12 protein-coding genes are annotated in these 16,556 nt (G+C 37.5%); 10 read left to right on the top strand and 2 right to left on the bottom strand.

The window, feature by feature from the left end:
- The first annotated feature begins 112 nt into the window (after window positions 1-112).
- The gene (locus tag ACFSQ0_RS02945) at window positions 113-1,609 is read left to right on the top strand and encodes a hypothetical protein (protein WP_379043887.1); all 1,497 of its coding nucleotides are present in this window, start codon (window positions 113-115) and stop codon (window positions 1,607-1,609) included.
- Here ACFSQ0_RS02945 and ACFSQ0_RS02940 read toward each other — a convergent pair.
- The gene (locus ACFSQ0_RS02940) at window positions 1,606-2,448 is read right to left on the bottom strand and encodes a universal stress protein (protein ID WP_379043884.1); all 843 of its coding nucleotides are present in this window, start codon (window positions 2,446-2,448) and stop codon (window positions 1,606-1,608) included. The two genes, ACFSQ0_RS02945 and ACFSQ0_RS02940, sit on opposite strands and share 4 nt — an antisense overlap.
- Window positions 2,449-2,618: 170 nt before the next feature.
- Here ACFSQ0_RS02940 and rimP point away from each other — a divergent pair, with 170 nt between their 5' ends.
- From rimP to infB, 3 genes are read left to right on the top strand one after another with little or no spacing between them, the layout of a single operon-like run.
- Window positions 2,619-3,080 (top strand): ribosome assembly cofactor RimP, encoded by a 462-nt coding sequence (gene rimP, locus ACFSQ0_RS02935; protein ID WP_379043881.1) that lies wholly within the window; start codon window positions 2,619-2,621, stop codon window positions 3,078-3,080.
- Window positions 3,081-3,092: 12 nt separating this feature from the next.
- Window positions 3,093-4,322, top strand: coding sequence for a transcription termination factor NusA (nusA, locus tag ACFSQ0_RS02930; RefSeq protein WP_379043878.1), 1,230 nt, complete (start codon window positions 3,093-3,095; stop codon window positions 4,320-4,322).
- A 58-nt stretch (window positions 4,323-4,380) separates the two neighbouring features.
- Complete coding sequence (gene infB / locus ACFSQ0_RS02925; RefSeq protein WP_379043875.1) at window positions 4,381-7,071, top strand: translation initiation factor IF-2; 2,691 nt, start codon at window positions 4,381-4,383, stop codon at window positions 7,069-7,071.
- A gap of 72 nt (window positions 7,072-7,143) precedes the next feature.
- Here the strand turns inward: infB and ACFSQ0_RS02920 are convergent, their stop codons facing one another.
- Window positions 7,144-7,536 carry an SPOR domain-containing protein gene (locus ACFSQ0_RS02920; RefSeq protein WP_379043872.1) on the bottom strand — a complete coding sequence of 131 codons (393 nt, stop codon included), beginning with the start codon at window positions 7,534-7,536 and terminating at the stop codon, window positions 7,144-7,146.
- 219 nt (window positions 7,537-7,755) lie between these two features.
- Between ACFSQ0_RS02920 and ACFSQ0_RS02915 the strand changes: the two genes are divergently transcribed.
- From ACFSQ0_RS02915 to ACFSQ0_RS02890, 6 genes are read left to right on the top strand one after another with little or no spacing between them, the layout of a single operon-like run.
- Window positions 7,756-9,099 carry a cytochrome c3 family protein gene (locus ACFSQ0_RS02915; RefSeq protein WP_379043869.1) on the top strand — a complete coding sequence of 448 codons (1,344 nt, stop codon included), beginning with the start codon at window positions 7,756-7,758 and terminating at the stop codon, window positions 9,097-9,099.
- A 30-nt stretch (window positions 9,100-9,129) separates the two neighbouring features.
- Window positions 9,130-12,210 carry a TAT-variant-translocated molybdopterin oxidoreductase gene (locus ACFSQ0_RS02910; RefSeq protein WP_379043866.1) on the top strand — a complete coding sequence of 1,027 codons (3,081 nt, stop codon included), beginning with the start codon at window positions 9,130-9,132 and terminating at the stop codon, window positions 12,208-12,210.
- A 29-nt stretch (window positions 12,211-12,239) separates the two neighbouring features.
- The gene (gene nrfD, locus ACFSQ0_RS02905; protein WP_379043863.1) at window positions 12,240-13,976 is read left to right on the top strand and encodes an NrfD/PsrC family molybdoenzyme membrane anchor subunit; all 1,737 of its coding nucleotides are present in this window, start codon (window positions 12,240-12,242) and stop codon (window positions 13,974-13,976) included.
- 6 nt (window positions 13,977-13,982) lie between these two features.
- Entirely contained in the window at window positions 13,983-14,507 is a 525-nt protein-coding gene (locus tag ACFSQ0_RS02900; RefSeq protein WP_147861594.1) for a DUF3341 domain-containing protein, read from the top strand.
- A 5-nt stretch (window positions 14,508-14,512) separates the two neighbouring features.
- A complete protein-coding gene (locus ACFSQ0_RS02895; protein WP_379043860.1) occupies window positions 14,513-15,199 on the top strand; it encodes a c-type cytochrome in 687 nt (228 codons plus the stop codon).
- 26 nt (window positions 15,200-15,225) lie between these two features.
- Window positions 15,226-16,533, top strand: a complete 1,308-nt coding sequence (locus tag ACFSQ0_RS02890) for a quinol:cytochrome C oxidoreductase (RefSeq protein ID WP_379043857.1) — start codon at window positions 15,226-15,228, stop codon at window positions 16,531-16,533.
- Window positions 16,534-16,556: the final 23 nt, after the last annotated feature.

Raw genomic sequence — 16,556 nt, 5'->3', positions numbered from 1 at the left:
TTTAAAGATAATATGTCAAGCCTTGTTGTACATTTAAAATATTCCCAATTAATCTTAATTTAACGTATTGGATAAATGTGCTTTTATATCTTGTAAAGTAAATTATAGAGGAGTGACTAATAAAATTGTAAAATATATAATTCTTGGGATTATACTTTTTGGAGTAAGCTATTTTGGAACGCAATGGTATATCGAATATCGGCTAAAGCAATATTTAGGTGAGGGGCTTTTAGGTGGAGAGCTGGTGTTTAGTAAACTTGATGTAAATCTCTGGAAAAGAGCTGGACGATTAGAAAAAGTATCTTGGCATAGAACAAAAGGGGAGTCTATTTTTGAGGTAGATCAAATTGAAGTAAAAGGAGTGCAACTCTTACAACTTGTGTTTAAAGACCAATTGGCTATTAGTGAGATTGAAATTGAACAGCCTAAAATTAAATGGGTGAGTAATAAATCAATACCAGAAAAAAAGGCGGAAAAGGAGATGAAAATAAACGCCATTACGGTGGAAAAAGTGCATTTGCGAAAAGGTAATTTCAAGTGGATTGAGCACGATCGGCTGAAAGCGGAGGTAGAGCAAATTAATTTATCTGTTCATAATGTTGTGCTTAACCATAAAACAGTGAAGAAAGCTATACCTGTTGAATATGATAGCTATCGTTTTGAACTTCTTGATCTGTTCTTGAGTGTAAATAACCTACAAGACTTGAAATTGAAAGAACTTGTTTTAGACGATTCGCTATTGGAGGCAAATGATTTGATTTATACACCTAAATATTCGAAGCGAGAATATGTAAATCACATACCTTACGAAAAAGATTTGATAAATCTTAAAATTGATCGCGTCGCTTGTAAAGAATTAAAATACTCCATTGATCAAATATTTTCTTTATATATACCAGGTGTAGACATTCAAAAAGGGGATTTGCAAATTTATAGAGACAAAACCATTAAAGATGATGTGAGGCAAAAAAAGCTTTACAGTCAGATGTTACGCGAGTTACCTTTTAGCTTAAAAGTAGATACGGTAGCTATTCATGACACATTTATAAAATACCAAGAAAAGTTAGGAGAAAATGAAGTGGGTGAGGTGTCATTTGAAAATGTAAACGCCGCTATTGGTCATTTGACAGGAGGTCAAGCCCGATACAACTCCAAAAAAGAAACTACGCTTGACCTTAAGGCAGACTTTACGGGAATTTCAAAGTTAGATTTTGAGTATTCATTCCGAGTTGCTGATTCTACCGATGCTTTTCAATTTAAAGGAAGCGCCTGGGAGGTGCAAGATCACCAAGTAAATAAATTTTTTATTCCGGCTTTGGGTGTACAGGCTAACGGAAGCATTGATGCTTTGCACTATAATTTTAGCGGTGACCAAAATAAAGCCTCAGGCGAAATGATTATGGTTTATGATGAACTTAAATTTGAAGTGTTAAAGGAGAATGGGCAGAAAAAAAAGATAATGAGCTGGTTAGCTAATATTGTGGTAGATTCCAAAAATAAAACCCGTAAGCCTGTTGAGGTTACGGGTGTGAAAAGAGATAAAACAAAATCTTTTTGGAACTACTATTGGCGTTGTTTACAAAAAGGCCTTAAAAAGGAGTTGCTTTAATCTTGTTCTTTAATTTTAAAAGTAATTACAGGTATTTTAGCGTGATTTACAAGATCTTCACTGATGCTTCCGTTTAGGAAGTGTGCAATCCCTTTTCTACCATGGGTACTCACGCCTATTAGAGAGGCTTTTTTAAATGCCGCAAATTTTAAGATTCCTTTCTCAATAGATTCCGCTCCATATAAATCAAAAGAATAATTATCAAAATCTACATCTTTAAAGAAAACAGCTTTTTTCTTATTGATGTATTCGTCGGTTTTAAATTTATTTGCGGTATTGATGTAAACCACGTGCATTTCAAGATCCATTTTCTTAGCGAAATTTACTGCTTCTAGGAAGGAATCTCTATTTTTTGGCATAAGATCGGTGGCATAAACCATAGATTTAACCTTGCTCACTTCCAATTCGTTCTTCACAACCAAGACAGGAATATCTGAGTTTCTTACTACTTTTTCTGTGTTGGAGCCAATGAAAATTTCTTTAAAACCGCTTGCCCCATGTGAACCCATCACTACTAAATCGACATCATTCTCGTTTGAGAAAGTCATAATCCCTTCAAAAGCCTCATTAAATTGTACGGTTTCATAAACTGTTAATCCGTCAAGGTAATCACTACTTAAAACATCAGAAAATCGTTTACGCGCTAATTTCATAAAATAAATCGCCTCGGGTAAACTATTTGGGTTGCCGTCTAATGTGGGGTCGATCAACTGAGCAGGAAGCTCAAGCATATGTAGTAAATATATCTCGGCATCATAGGTTTTGGCTAGTTGTGCTGCCACTTTTAAGGCGTTTTCAGCTTGGTCAGAAAAATCTGTTGGGACAAGAATTTTTTTCATTTGTGTTATTTTAGTTGTCTGTTTTTGCTAATAAAAATTAAAAGTACAAATAATTTCGTTGGTTTCTAATTTATTATGTGAGAAAATATTATTACATTTGCATTGTAAACAAAAAAAAGATAGGAGGGGACACTTTAAGTCCCCTCTTTTTATAACTAGAAAAGCGTTTTATGAAGCAAGAAATAGTAGCGGGATTATTAGAAGAAGCCCTTGCTGAAAACCCTTCGCTTTTTTTGATCGATTTAAGCATACAGGCAGACAATCAAATTCAAGTAGTGATTGACGGTGACCAAGGGGTGAGTGTGAATGATTGTATTGCTGTAAGTCGAAAAATAGAACACAACTTAGATCGTGAGGAGGAGGATTTTTCTTTAGAGGTAACCTCTGCTGGAGTGACAGCGCCTTTACAATTACCAAGACAATTCAAGAAGAATTTGGGTAGAAAGTTAAAAGTTACTTTAGCCGAGGGTATTTTAGAGGGTAATTTAGATCAAGTAGAGGAAGATAAAATACTGCTGAGTTGGAAGGCTAGAGAGCCAAAACCTGTAGGAAAAGGCAAGCATACGGTAAATAAAGAGGTATGGCTGCCACTAGAAGAGATAAAAGAAGCAAAAGTGATGATAACATTTTAACCTAAATTAGATATGGAGAATATCGATTTAATCAACTCATTTTCAGAGTTTAAAGATAATAAATTAATAGATCGTGTAACTTTAATGGCGATTCTTGAAGACGTTTTTAGGAATGCCTTGAAAAAGCGATTTGGACAAGATGATAATTTCGATATTATTATAAATCCAGATAAAGGCGATTTAGAGATTTGGAGAAACCGTATTGTGGTGGCCGATGGAGAGGTTGAAGATGACAATCAAGAGATTTCGTTGACAGAAGCTAGAAAAATTGAGCCAGATTTTGAGGTGGGTGAAGATGTTTCTGAAGAGGTGAAACTAATCGATTTAGGTAGGCGGGCGATCTTAGCACTTAGACAAAACCTTATATCAAAGATTCACGAACATGATAATACCAATATTTATAAGCAGTTTAAAGATCTTGAAGGTGAGATTTATACTGCCGAAGTACATCATATTAGGCATCGTGCAGCTATCTTGTTAGATGACGAAGGCAATGAGTTGGTGATGCCAAAGGATAGACAAATACCTTCAGATTTCTTTAGGAAAGGGGATAATGTGAGAGGGGTTATCGAAAGCGTAGAACTTAAAGGTAACAAACCCACCATCATTATGTCTAGAACAGCGCCTGAATTTTTAGAGAAGTTGTTTGAACAAGAAATCCCAGAGGTTTTTGACGGTTTGATTACCATCAAAAAGGTGGTACGCGTACCAGGAGAAAAAGCTAAAGTAGCTGTAGATAGTTATGATGACAGGATAGACCCAGTGGGAGCTTGTGTTGGTATGAAAGGTTCTAGAATACACGGTATAGTTCGAGAGTTAGGTAATGAAAATATTGATGTGATTAATTACACCAATAACATTCAATTATTGATTACACGAGCCTTAAGTCCGGCTAAAGTGATGTCGATAAAAATGGATGAAGAAAATAAACGTGCGCAAGTTACTTTAAAACCCGAGGAGGTTTCTAAAGCCATTGGTAGAGGAGGACACAATATTAGACTTGCCGGACAACTAACCGGATATGAGATTGATGTCTATAGAGATGGCGAAGAAGAAGATGTAGAGTTACGTGAGTTTTCAGATGAAATCGAATCTTGGATCATTGATGAATTGTCAAGAATCGGTTTAGATACAGCAAAAAGTGTTCTTGAAAAAGATGTAGATGATTTGGTTAAAATCACCGATCTTGAAGAGGAGACAATAATAGAAGTTATACGAATTTTAAAAGAAGAGTTTGAATAGGATTTTTTTAAAATTTTAAGACAAAATAAGAATAAAGAGGTTAATTTAGAGGCAATTTATGGCTGAAGCGAAAAATATGCGATTAAACAAAGTATTACGTGAATTTAATATATCACTAGACCGGGCTGTGGAGTTCTTGGAGTCTAAGGGTTATGAGATTGATGCACGTCCTACAACAAAAATTTCGGAGGAAGTTTACCAAGTGCTTTTTGAAAAATTTCAAACAGATAAGAGTAAAAAAGTGGCTTCTAAAGAAGTAAGTAAAGAAAAGCAAAAAGAAAAAGAAGAACTCCGTTTGGCTAGAGAGCGTGAACAACAAGAGAAATTGCGTAAACTGGAGGAGAAGAAAGAACGCGAAAGAAAACGCCAGGAGGAAGAAGAGCGTATTGTTAGAGCTAAAGCTAGTCTAGATGGGCCAAAGCAAGTGGGTAAAATCGACTTGAATAAATCGGCTGATAAGAAAGAAGCTGATAGTAAAAAAGAATCTAAGGAATCTGTTAAGCCAGAAGAGAAAAAAGAAACTTCAGCGCCTAAAAAGCAAGCAAAAGGTGGAGAGCAGCCTAAGGCGAAAAAAGAGCGTGAAACAGATGAACCTAGACCTGAAGAGCGAATTCAAACGAATTATAAGAAATTAGATGGACCTAATTTTACCGGCGAAAAAATTGATTTAAGTCAATTTAAGAAAAAACCGGCTAAAAAGAAGGAAGACGATAAAAATAGTGCTAGTTCGAAGAAGAAGCGTAAGCGTATAGCTAAAGATCCTTCTAAGGGAGCGGCTGGTAAGAAGAAAGGAAACTTCAAAAAAGGCAATAAGGCAAGAAGGCCTGTGGTGAAGGAAGAACCTACCGAAGAAGAAGTGCAAAAGCAAATTCGTGAAACCCTAGAAAAGTTACAGGGTAAATCCAATAAAGGTAGAGGAGCTAAATACCGTAAAGATAAAAGAGATCAGCACCGTCAAAAAACAGAGCAAGAACAAGAACAACAAGAGTTAGAAAGCAAAACGCTTAAAGTAACTGAGTTTGTTACTGTTTCTGAAGTAGCAACAATGATGGATGTGCCCGTAACCAAAGTGATTTCTGCTTGTATGTCATTAGGGATGATGGTGACGATGAATCAGCGATTAGACGCAGAGACACTGAGCATTGTAGCCGAGGAGTTTGGTTACGAAGTAGAGTTTGTTACTGCTGATTTGGAAGAAGCTATTGAAGTAGAAGAAGATAAACCGGAAGACTTAGAAAGTAGATCACCGATTGTTACTGTAATGGGACACGTTGATCACGGAAAGACTTCGTTGTTAGATTATATCCGTAAAGAAAATGTTATTGCAGGCGAAAGTGGTGGTATAACCCAGCATATTGGAGCCTACGGGGTAGAATTAGATAATGGCAAACGTATAGCTTTCTTAGATACTCCGGGTCACGAGGCCTTTACCGCTATGCGAGCCCGTGGAGCGCAAGTTACCGATATTGCTATTGTTGTTATTGCAGCCGATGATGACGTGATGCCGCAAACTAAGGAAGCTATTTCGCACGCACAAGCGGCGGGAGTGCCTATTATATTTGCGATAAACAAAGTAGACTTACCTACGGCTAACGTAGAAAAAATCAAAGAAAAATTAGCCAGTATGAACTTATTGGTGGAAGATTGGGGAGGTAAAATACAATCTCAGGATATATCTGCCAAAAAAGGAACTGGGGTTAAAGAATTGCTCGAAAAAGTATTGCTAGAGGCCGAGTTACTTGAGCTGCAAGCAAACCCGAATAAGCTCGCTACTGGTACTGTTGTTGAGGCTTACCTAGATAAAGGTAGAGGTTATGTTTCTACCGTGCTTGTTCAAGGAGGTACACTTAAAATAGGTGATTACGTATTAGCGGGTACTACAAGTGGGAAAATCAAGGCTATGCACGACGAGCGTGGAAACAAAATTAAAGAGGCGGGGCCTTCAACCCCCGTATCTATACTTGGTCTTGACGGAGCTCCGCAAGCGGGTGATAAATTTAGCGTGATGCGCGATGAGCGAGAAGCTAAAGACATTGCTAGCAAACGTACCCAATTGCAACGTGAGCAAGACGTGAGAACGCAAAGGCATATTACCCTTGATGAGATAGGTAGACGTATTGCTCTGGGTGACTTTAAAGAGCTGAATATTATTCTTAAAGGGGATGTGGATGGTTCTGTAGAAGCCTTAACAGATAGCTTCCAAAAATTATCAACCGAGGAGATTCAAATCAATATACTTCATAAAGGTGTAGGTGCTATTACCGAAAGTGATGTCTTGTTAGCTTCTGCATCCGACGCTATTATTGTTGGATTTAATGTAAGGCCTGCTGGGAATGCTAAACAAGTGGCCGAAAAAGAAGAGATTGATATTAGAACTTATTCTATTATTTATGATGCTATAAACGACCTTAAAGATGCAATGGAGGGAATGTTGTCTCCAGAGATGAAGGAAGAGGTAACTGGTACCGCAGAGATTAGAGAAACCTTCAAAATTTCTAAAATTGGAACTATTGCAGGTTGTATGGTTACCGATGGTAAAATTTACCGAAACAGTAAGGTACGTTTGATTCGTGATGGTGTTGTGATTTATGACGGACTTTTAGCTTCTTTAAAACGATTTAAAGATGATGTAAAAGAAGTTTCAAAAGGTTATGACTGTGGATTGCAAATTAAGAACTATAATGACATCAAAGAAGGTGATATTGTAGAAGCATATCAAGAAGTTGCAGTGAAGAAGAAACTTAAATAGTTAACTGTTTAATTCTTAATAAAAAAAGGGATTGCAAAGGCAATCCTTTTTTTTATTAAGCTTTTTTTTGATCTATGAACGCGGTTTAAAAACGAATGCTTTCTTAAAAGTCTCTTTGAGATCTCTAAAAGCTCTATCTGCCTCTATTCTATTTCTAAAATTACCTGCCCAAACCTTATAATTGGGAGCTTGATATTCTATGGTTGAAGTCATTTCAGGAAATTCCTTTTGAAGCTTAGCTCGAGTTTTTTCAGCTTCACCTAAAGTCGCATCAGCCGATAATTGTATAATATAGCGATCATTTATTTCTTTGGTTTCAACCATTTTATTTTTTAAAATCACTAGCTCCTGTATCAGTGGATCTGCTTCAATTTTAAGTGTTTTTTCCTGGGCATTTGTGCCTAGCGCGGTTATCATAAAAACTCCTAAAAATAAGGGCTTATACGCCTTTACATTATCGATCATAATTCTAATTTTAAACAAAAATATACTTTTCTAACTATTTTTATTGAAATTTATTATTTAGAACTGATATAAATTACGTATTAACACTTAGCTAACATTTTTAAAATGCGTGATAAGTGTTACTTTTGCTATTGATTTTCGCAGTATTCAGGCTTGTTTAGAGGTAACTGGCTTATTGTGAAAGGTATATCAAGTTAAAGATGTTAATTCAACTGTAATATGAAAAAGGTGAAAATGCGCCATTCAAATTCAAGATTCCTTTTGCTCGCTCTAGCAGCATTATTTTTCTTTTCTAACCCCTCTTTTGCACAAGATGCTGCCGATAGTCCTTCGGTAGAAGAGAACACGACACCGGTCGATGAGGCTGGTCTAGAAGGCGATGTGAGTGCTGGTAAAGATTTGTTTAATAGTCTATGTGCAGCTTGTCATAAGCCTTATAAGCGAGCTATTGGTCCGGCTTTACACGGGGTAACTGAAAAACGAGGAAAAGAGTGGTTGTATTCTTGGATTAAGAATAGTTCGGCAATGATTGAAGCGGGAGACCCTCAAGCGGTTGCTATTTATGAAGAGTATAATAAGGTGGCGATGAATGCTTTCCCTCAATTATCAAATTCTGATATCGATAACATCTTGGCTTATGTAGAGCAGCCAAAACCTGAGCCTAAAGTTGCTGTTGCTGCCGAAGGGTCTACGGCGGCAGGTCAAGGAGGTGGTGCAGGTGTATCTACTCAGGTTGTTTTAGGAATTTTAGCTTTTGTATTATTATTGCTTTTGGTGGTTCTCTTTTTGGTGAACAAGACCCTAACTCGTTTTGCTGAGGCAAATGGTGTGGTAATTGAAAAAGATGAAAAGATTTCAAAGCCGATATGGAAGGCGTTTGTAGAGAATCAGTTTTTAGTGATTGTTACTACGGTAGTTCTTTTGTTAGTTGGTTCGTATTATGTATATGGTTTTTTCATGCAGGTGGGTGTTGACCAAGGTTACGCTCCTGTGCAGCCTATTCATTATTCGCATAAAATCCACGCGGGCGACAATGGTATAGATTGTAAGTATTGTCACTCTTCTGCTCGTGTGAGTAAACAGTCGGGTATTCCTTCTTTGAATGTTTGTATGAATTGTCATAAGTCAATTGCAGAGGTTGCTCCGGAAACGGCAACTGAGGAGTATTCTAAAGAATTTTATGATGGTGAAATAGCTAAGCTTTACGATGCTGTAGGTTGGGATCCGGCTACGCAATCCTACACAGGAGAAGAGAAGCCGGTAAAATGGGTTCGTATTCATAACTTACCAGACTTAGCCTATTTTAACCACTCTCAGCACGTTACTGTGGCGGGTATCGAGTGTCAAAAATGTCACGGTCCTGTTGAAGAAATGGAGATTATGAGGCAGCACGCGCCTTTAACTATGGGGTGGTGTATAGAATGTCACAGAGATACCAAAGTGAATATGCAGGGTAATGAGTATTACGAAAAGATTCACGAAGAATTATCAAAAAAATATGGTGTTGAAACCTTGACAGCCGCTCAAATGGGGGCGCTGGAGTGTGGAAAATGTCATTACTAATTTATTAAGCAGTTAATATCTATTTTATATATGTCATCAAACAAGAAATACTGGAAAAGTGTTGAGGAGCTAAAAGATAATAGTTCTATTGTTGAGACGCTTCAGCAAAACGAATTTGTAGAGGAAATCCCTACAGATGAGTTCTTGGGTAATAAAGAGTCTTTGGAGAGTTCTAAAACCTCTCGAAGAGATTTTTTGAAATTCGTAGGTTTTAGTACAGCAGCGGCATCTTTGGCAGCTTGTGAAGGTCCGGTTGTAAAGTCTATTCCTTATGTAGTTCAGCCCGAAAGAATTGTTCCTGGAGTGGCGAATTATTACGCGACAACAATAGCTAATGGATTTGATTTCTCTAGTGTGTTGGTTAAAACTCGTGAGGGTAGACCAATAAAGATTGAGAATAATAGTTTAGATAAATTGAATCCGGGTGCGAATGCCAGGGTTCATGCTTCGGTTCTTTCTTTGTATGATACTAATAGATTACAGCGCCCAATGGTAGGTGGTGAGTCTGTTTCTTGGGAAACATTTGAATCTGATTTAAAGCAGCGTTTAGACGCTGTTGCTGGGAAGAAAATTGTTTTCTTGACACAGAGTTTTGCTAGTCCATCTACAGAGCGTTTGATAGAAGAGTTTAAACTTGCTTACCCTAATGCGAGTCATGTGGTATATGATGACGTAGCAGAAGATGCTGTGTTGAGCGCTTTTGAGCAAAAATTTGGTTACAGAGCCATGCCTAATTACGATTTTGCAAAAGCCGAAGTAATTGTATCTGTTGGTGCGGATTTCTTAGGGGATTGGCAAGGTGGTGGTTACGATTCAGGGTATGCTAAGGGTCGTATTCCGAAAGATGGCAAGATGTCAAGACACGTTCATTTTGAATCCAATATGTCTTTGACTGGTGCTAATGCTGATAAGCGTGTAATGGTTACCGCGGCAGAGCAAAAACAAATTTTAGCGGCGCTTTACGGATATGTTTCAGGTAAATCAACTAGTGGCTTGCCAGCGAAATTAGATGATGTAGTAGTAAAAGCTAAAGAACAGTTGCGTAAAGCCGGGTCTGGAGCAGTTGTAGTGTCTGGTCTTCAGGATGTTGATGCTCAGTTGCTTGTGATCGCGATAAATGAAGCCTTAGGGAGTAAGGTAATGAGTACAGATGATCCAAAGCTTACCAAGCAGGGGAATGTAGCAGAAGTAAATGGTCTTATAGAAGATCTTAAAGCGGGTGCTGTTGGTGCAGTGATTATGGCAGGAGTTAATCCTGTATTCACATTGCCTAATGGAGATGAATTCGCTGCTCTTTTGGCTAATGTAGATGTTTCTGCGGCTTTCGCTGAGCGATTAGATGAAACTGCAAAACTTTGTGGATTTGTTGGGGCGGAACCTCATTATTTAGAGAGTTGGGGTGATGTACGTTTTACTAAAACTCAATTCGGTTTAACCCAACCAACCATACGTCCGTTATTTGCCACTAAGCAATTTCAAGACGTATTATTGAGTTTATTAGGAAAAGAAGAGAATTATTATAAATATATAAAAGAGACTTGTAAAGGGATTTTAGGTGGCACGAATTGGGCTACTGCACTGCATGATGGTGTATTTACTTCTAGTGCTGGGGCTGACTTAAAAGCAAGTGAAGGCTTTGTGGCTAATGTAAGTATTTCTAATGCGGCCAATCGTCTAGCGAAGGCTGAAAAAACCAACGGTTTAGAGCTTCACTTGTATACAAAAACCGGAATGGGTAGTGGAAGACAGGCTAATAATCCTTGGTTACAAGAATTTCCAGATCCGTTAACGCGAGTATCTTGGGATAACTATTTAACCGTATCTAAAGCAGATGCTGAAAACTTGGGGTTTGTAAATGAACATGTGGCTGATGGTGGTTTAAACGGTAGCTATGCAAACTTAAGCTTGGATGGCGTGGTTTTAGAAAATGTACCGGTAATTATTCAACCTGGTCAAGCAGTTGGAACTGTAGGTTTAGCACTTGGTTATGGTAGAAAGGAAGCTATACAGAGTGAAATGCAAGTGGGGGTTAATGCTTTCCCATTATATAAAGATTTTAATACCGTTCAAAACATTAGTATTGAGAAGGCGAGTGGCATGCACGAATTTGCTTGTGTGCAATTGCATAAAACCTTAATGGGGCGTAGTGGGGATATAATCAAAGAAACCACTTTAGAAATTTTTAATACTAAAGATAAAGAGCATTGGAACGCTATACCGCATGTTTCTTTAGATCATAAGCCGGTTTCTGTTAATTCTCCCGAAGTTGATTTGTGGCAAGAATTTGATAGAAGTGTAGGACACCATTTTAACCTTTCTATAGACTTAAACGCTTGTACCGGATGTGGTGCCTGTGTGATTGCTTGTCATAGCGAGAACAACGTTCCAGTTGTAGGTAAAGAAGAGGTTAGAAAAAGTAGAGATATGCACTGGTTGCGTATTGATAGATATTATTCTTCTGAAGAAACTTTTGTTGAAGACTTAGAAAAGAAAGACAACTTTGATGGTTTAGGAGATTCGCTATCAGGATTCGGTGAGCTAGAAGAAGCTTCGGGTAATCCGCAAGTGGTTTTTCAGCCTGTTATGTGTCAGCATTGTAACCATGCGCCTTGTGAAACAGTTTGTCCTGTAGCGGCAACTTCACACGGTAGACAAGGTCAGAACCAAATGGCTTATAACAGATGTGTGGGTACGCGTTATTGCGCAAACAACTGTCCTTATAAGGTGCGTCGTTTCAACTGGTTTAGATATAACCAAAACGATTCATTTGACTATAATATGAACAATGATTTGGGTAGAATGGTAATTAATCCTGATGTGACTGTACGTTCTAGAGGGGTTATGGAGAAATGTTCAATGTGTATTCAGATGACTCAGAAAACGATTCTTGATGCTAAGCGTGAAGGTCGTGAGGTGAAAAAAGATGAATTCCAAACGGCTTGTTCTCAAGCTTGTGGTACTGGTGCTATTCAGTTTGGAGATATTAATAACGAAGAGAGTGAAGTTTATAAGAATAAGCAAGACGATAGAATGTATCATTTGTTAGAGTACTTAGGTACCAAGCCGAATGTTTTCTATCAGACTAAAATTAGAAACACATCAGAAGTTTAATTAAGTAAAGAATTAATTTTAAAAATACTATGTCTCATTACGAAGCACCTATAAGAAAGCCGCTAGTTACCGGGAATAAGACCTATCACGATGTAACTTTAGACGTTGTTGCGCCGGTTGAAGGAAGGGCTAATAAATCTTGGTGGATTGTCTTTTCTATTGCCTTAGTAGCCTTTATTTGGGGATTGGGTTGTATAACTTACACCGTTTCTACCGGAATTGGTACTTGGGGTCTAAATAAAACCGTAGGCTGGGCCTGGGATATTACCAACTTTGTATGGTGGGTAGGAATCGGGCACGCCGGAACCTTAATTTCAGCCGTTCTATTATTGTTTAGACAAAAATGGAGAATGGCTATTAACCGTTCTGCAGAGGCGATGACTATCTTCTCTGTAGTGCAAGCAGGATTATTCCCAATTATTCACATGGGTAGACCTTGGTTGGCTTATTGGGTTTTACCTATTCCTAACCAGTTTGGGTCTTTATGGGTTAATTTTAACTCTCCGTTACTGTGGGATGTATTTGCAATTTCAACATACCTTTCTGTATCGCTAGTTTTCTGGTGGACAGGTTTACTTCCAGATTTTGCTATGATACGTGATCGTGCTGTGAAACCCTTTCAAAAAAGAATCTATTCTATACTTGCTTTTGGTTGGTCGGGTAGAGCCAAAGACTGGCAGCGTTTTGAAGAAGTTTCTTTAGTGTTAGCTGGTCTTGCAACTCCATTAGTACTTTCTGTACACACTATTGTATCGTTTGACTTTGCTACCTCTGTTATTCCAGGATGGCACACCACCATATTTCCCCCTTACTTCGTTGCAGGGGCAATTTTCTCAGGATTTGCAATGGTAAACACGCTTTTGATCATCATGAGAAAAGTGTCTGGATTAGAAGATTATATTACTGTACAGCATATTGAATTGATGAATATCGTAATTATGATTACGGGTTCAATTGTAGGGGTGGCTTATATTACCGAGCTGGTTATTGCTTGGTACTCTGGAGTAGAATTTGAGCAGTATGCCTTTTTGAATAGAGCAACTGGGCCTTACTGGTGGGCTTATTGGGCGATGATGACTTGTAACGTATTTTCTCCTCAATTTATGTGGTTCCCTAAATTACGAAGAAGTATCATGTTCTCCTTCTTTATTTCGATTGTTGTAAATATTGGAATGTGGTTTGAACGATTTGTAATTATTGTTACTTCTTTACACAGAGATTACTTGCCTTCTTCTTGGACAATGTTCTCACCAACTTTTGTAGATATTGGAATTTTTGTAGGAACCATCGGATTCTTTTTTGTGCTGTTTTTATTGTATGCGAGAACTTTCCCAGTAATCGCACAAGCGGAGGTAAAAACAATTTTGAAGTCATCTGGAGATCGTTATAAGAATATGCGTGCAGTACACGGTGATGAAGTGAAGTTGTACGAATTGCCGAAAGAACAAAAGGTTAATGTGGTTATAGATTCGCCTGAGGCAAAATCAGCAATAGCTAAAAATAAAGAGCTAGTTGTACAACAGCTTTTAGATCGAATTGGAAGATTTGATTCGGCGAACCAACAACAAGATGATTTGACAAAGATTGATGGGATAGGGACAAATATTGCGCATCAATTACATCAAATAGGGATTTTTACCTATGGCCAAATCAGCAAAATGACAAATGAAGATTATGCACTTTTAGATCAATTACTTGTCGATTATGATGGGCAAGCGGAGAGAAAAGATTGGTCTGGACAGGCAACTAACTTAAAAAATATTTAATTGAAGATGGCATCAACAAAGATTCATGCAATTTACACAGATGATGATATCTTAATGCAAGCGGTTAAGGACACTCGTGCTAAGCATTATCATATCGAAGAGGTATTTACACCTTTCCCTGTTCACGGACTAGATAAAGCGATGGGCTTACCCCACACGCGATTGGCAGTTACTTCTTTTCTTTATGGATTGGTAGGTTTGACTGTCGCCATCTTGATGATGAATTTTATTATGATTGAAGACTGGCCACAAAACATAGGGGGTAAACCAAGTTTCTCTTTTTTAGAGAACCTTCCTGCCTTTATTCCTATTATGTTTGAGCTTACGGTATTTTTTGCGGCTCACTTAATGGTAATTACTTTTTACTTAAGAAGTAGATTATGGCCTTTTAAGAAAGCTGAAAATCCAGACGTAAGAACAACCGATGATTTGTTTTTAATGGAGGTTTTAGTCGAAAATAATAACATAGAAGAAATGGCTCAATTCTTTAAGAATACTGGGGCATTAGAAGTAAATTTAATAAACAAATAAACCTTATGAGAAGTTTATTTAAAATAGCAAGTATTTGTGGTCTTTCTTTAATTGCAGCTTCTTGTGCTGGTGATAAAGACAGGAATTATCAATACTTTCCAGATATGTATGAACCTGTAGGATATGAAGCTTACGGCGAATATGATATTTTTGTGAACGGGCAAGAAGCTAAATTACCGGCAGAAGGTACTGTTCCAAGAGGTTGGATGCCTTATGAATACGAGAATAATCTAGATGGTTTTGATGCTGCGAAGGCCGAGCTTAAAAACCCACTACCTTACACAGAAGAAAATGTAAATGAAGGAGCAGCTTTATATACGATATATTGTGCAATCTGTCACGGTGATAAAGGCGATGGAAAAGGTACTTTGGTAAACCGAGAGAAAATTTTAGGGGTGCCTTCTTATGATGATATGGGAAGAGCTATAACCGAGGGTTCTACTTATCACGTTGTGTATTATGGTTTAAATAGTATGGGGTCGTATGCCGCTCAAACCGATGAGAAAGAACGCTGGCAAATTGTTCATTACGTTATGGACCTTAAGAATGAACTTGAAGGTAAACCTAAGAGAGATTTCATGACTCCAGACGAAATTGCCCATTGGGAAAAAGCTGGAATTGCTGGAGATAACGCCAATAATAAAGCACAGGATTCGGCAGATCAAAACCTATCAAAAGAAGAAAATAATTAAGAATAACCGCATTATTATCTATTAATATGTATACGCTATCTGGTAAATTAAAAATTACAGCTATAATCTTTATGATTTTAGGGGCAATAGGATTGGTTTATGCCTTTGCAACTGCACCCACCTCGATTGAAGAAGTAAAAGAGATTTTAGCTGCTCAAGAGCATCACGGTAATCATGAAATGGCCGCAGGAGAGCATGCAGTTGCTCATGGAGATGCATCACATGATGATGAGCATGCCGAACATGTTCTTCATCAATTACAAAACAAACCCTGGGCCGCACTTTATGTTGGAGCCTTCTTTTTCTTTATGATCGCTTTAGGTGCTTTAGCCTTTTATGCGATTCAATATGCAGCACAGGCTGGTTGGTCGCCAGTACTATTTAGGGTCATGGAGGCTATCACTGCCTACTTGTTGCCAGGTAGTATAATTGTATTTATTCTTTTGGCTTTGTCTGGTGTTCACCTTAATCATTTATTCATTTGGATGGATCCTGACGTGGTTGCCACTGATGAAATTATCCAGAATAAATCTTCTTACTTAAATGTTCCATTCTTTTTGATTAGGGCTGCCATTTATATTATCGGCTGGAATGTATTTAGATACTTTTTAAGAAAAAACTCATTAAAGCAAGACGAAGCTAATGATAATAGCTACTACAGAAAAAACTTTAAGTTATCTGCAGCTTTCCTAGTATTCTTTATTGTAACTGAATCGATGATGTCTTGGGATTGGATTATGAGTTTGGATCCGCACTGGTTTAGTACTTTGTTCGGGTGGTATGTGTTCTCTAGTTTATTTGTTTCGGCGATTACTGTAATTGCTTTAGTAACTATTTACCTAAAATCTAGAGGGTACCTTCCTTATGTGAACGATAGTCATATTCACGATTTAGGGAAGTTTATGTTTGGTATCAGCATATTTTGGACTTACCTATGGTTCTCTCAGTTTATGTTAATTTGGTACTCAAATATTCCGGAAGAGGTGGTTTATTACGTTACTAGAATAGAAAAATACAACTTAGTGTTTTTCGGAATGGTAGCTATTAACTTCCTATTTCCTATGTTGGTACTAATGAATAGTGAGTATAAAAGAATTAATTGGTTTATTGTTATGACTGGTGTAATGATTTTAGTGGGTCATTATTTAGATATTTATACTATGGTAATGCCAGCAACCGTTGGGGAGTCTTGGTTTATTGGTGTGCCAGAAATAAGTGCGGTACTTTTCTTTGGAGGTTTATTTACTTTCGTTGTATTTAACGCTTTAACAAAAGCACCTTTACTAGCAAAAAGAAATCCGTTTATTAAAGAGAGTGAACACTTTCATTATTAAAATTTAAAAAGTTAAAGACTACG

The organism is Mesonia sediminis (assembly GCF_042684705.1).
GTDB classification, from domain to species: domain Bacteria; phylum Bacteroidota; class Bacteroidia; order Flavobacteriales; family Flavobacteriaceae; genus Mesonia; species Mesonia sediminis.
Note: the sequence above shows the minus strand (reverse complement) of the source record. Positions and strands in the feature narration are given on the sequence as shown.

Bases quoted from the DNA above. Each gene is read 5' to 3' on its own strand.
- infB (WP_379043875.1), top strand. From the start codon at position 4,381: ATGGCTGAAGCGAAAAATATGCGATTAAACAAAGTATTACGTGAATTT.
- ACFSQ0_RS02895 (WP_379043860.1), top strand. From the start codon at position 14,513: ATGAGAAGTTTATTTAAAATAGCAAGTATTTGTGGTCTTTCTTTAATT.
- rimP (WP_379043881.1), top strand. From the start codon at position 2,619: ATGAAGCAAGAAATAGTAGCGGGATTATTAGAAGAAGCCCTTGCTGAA.
- ACFSQ0_RS02910 (WP_379043866.1), top strand. From the start codon at position 9,130: ATGTCATCAAACAAGAAATACTGGAAAAGTGTTGAGGAGCTAAAAGAT.
- ACFSQ0_RS02920 (WP_379043872.1), bottom strand. From the start codon at position 7,536: ATGATCGATAATGTAAAGGCGTATAAGCCCTTATTTTTAGGAGTTTTT.
- ACFSQ0_RS02940 (WP_379043884.1), bottom strand. From the start codon at position 2,448: ATGAAAAAAATTCTTGTCCCAACAGATTTTTCTGACCAAGCTGAAAAC.
- ACFSQ0_RS02890 (WP_379043857.1), top strand. From the start codon at position 15,226: ATGTATACGCTATCTGGTAAATTAAAAATTACAGCTATAATCTTTATG.
- nusA (WP_379043878.1), top strand. From the start codon at position 3,093: ATGGAGAATATCGATTTAATCAACTCATTTTCAGAGTTTAAAGATAAT.
- nrfD (WP_379043863.1), top strand. From the start codon at position 12,240: ATGTCTCATTACGAAGCACCTATAAGAAAGCCGCTAGTTACCGGGAAT.
- ACFSQ0_RS02900 (WP_147861594.1), top strand. From the start codon at position 13,983: ATGGCATCAACAAAGATTCATGCAATTTACACAGATGATGATATCTTA.
- ACFSQ0_RS02915 (WP_379043869.1), top strand. From the start codon at position 7,756: ATGAAAAAGGTGAAAATGCGCCATTCAAATTCAAGATTCCTTTTGCTC.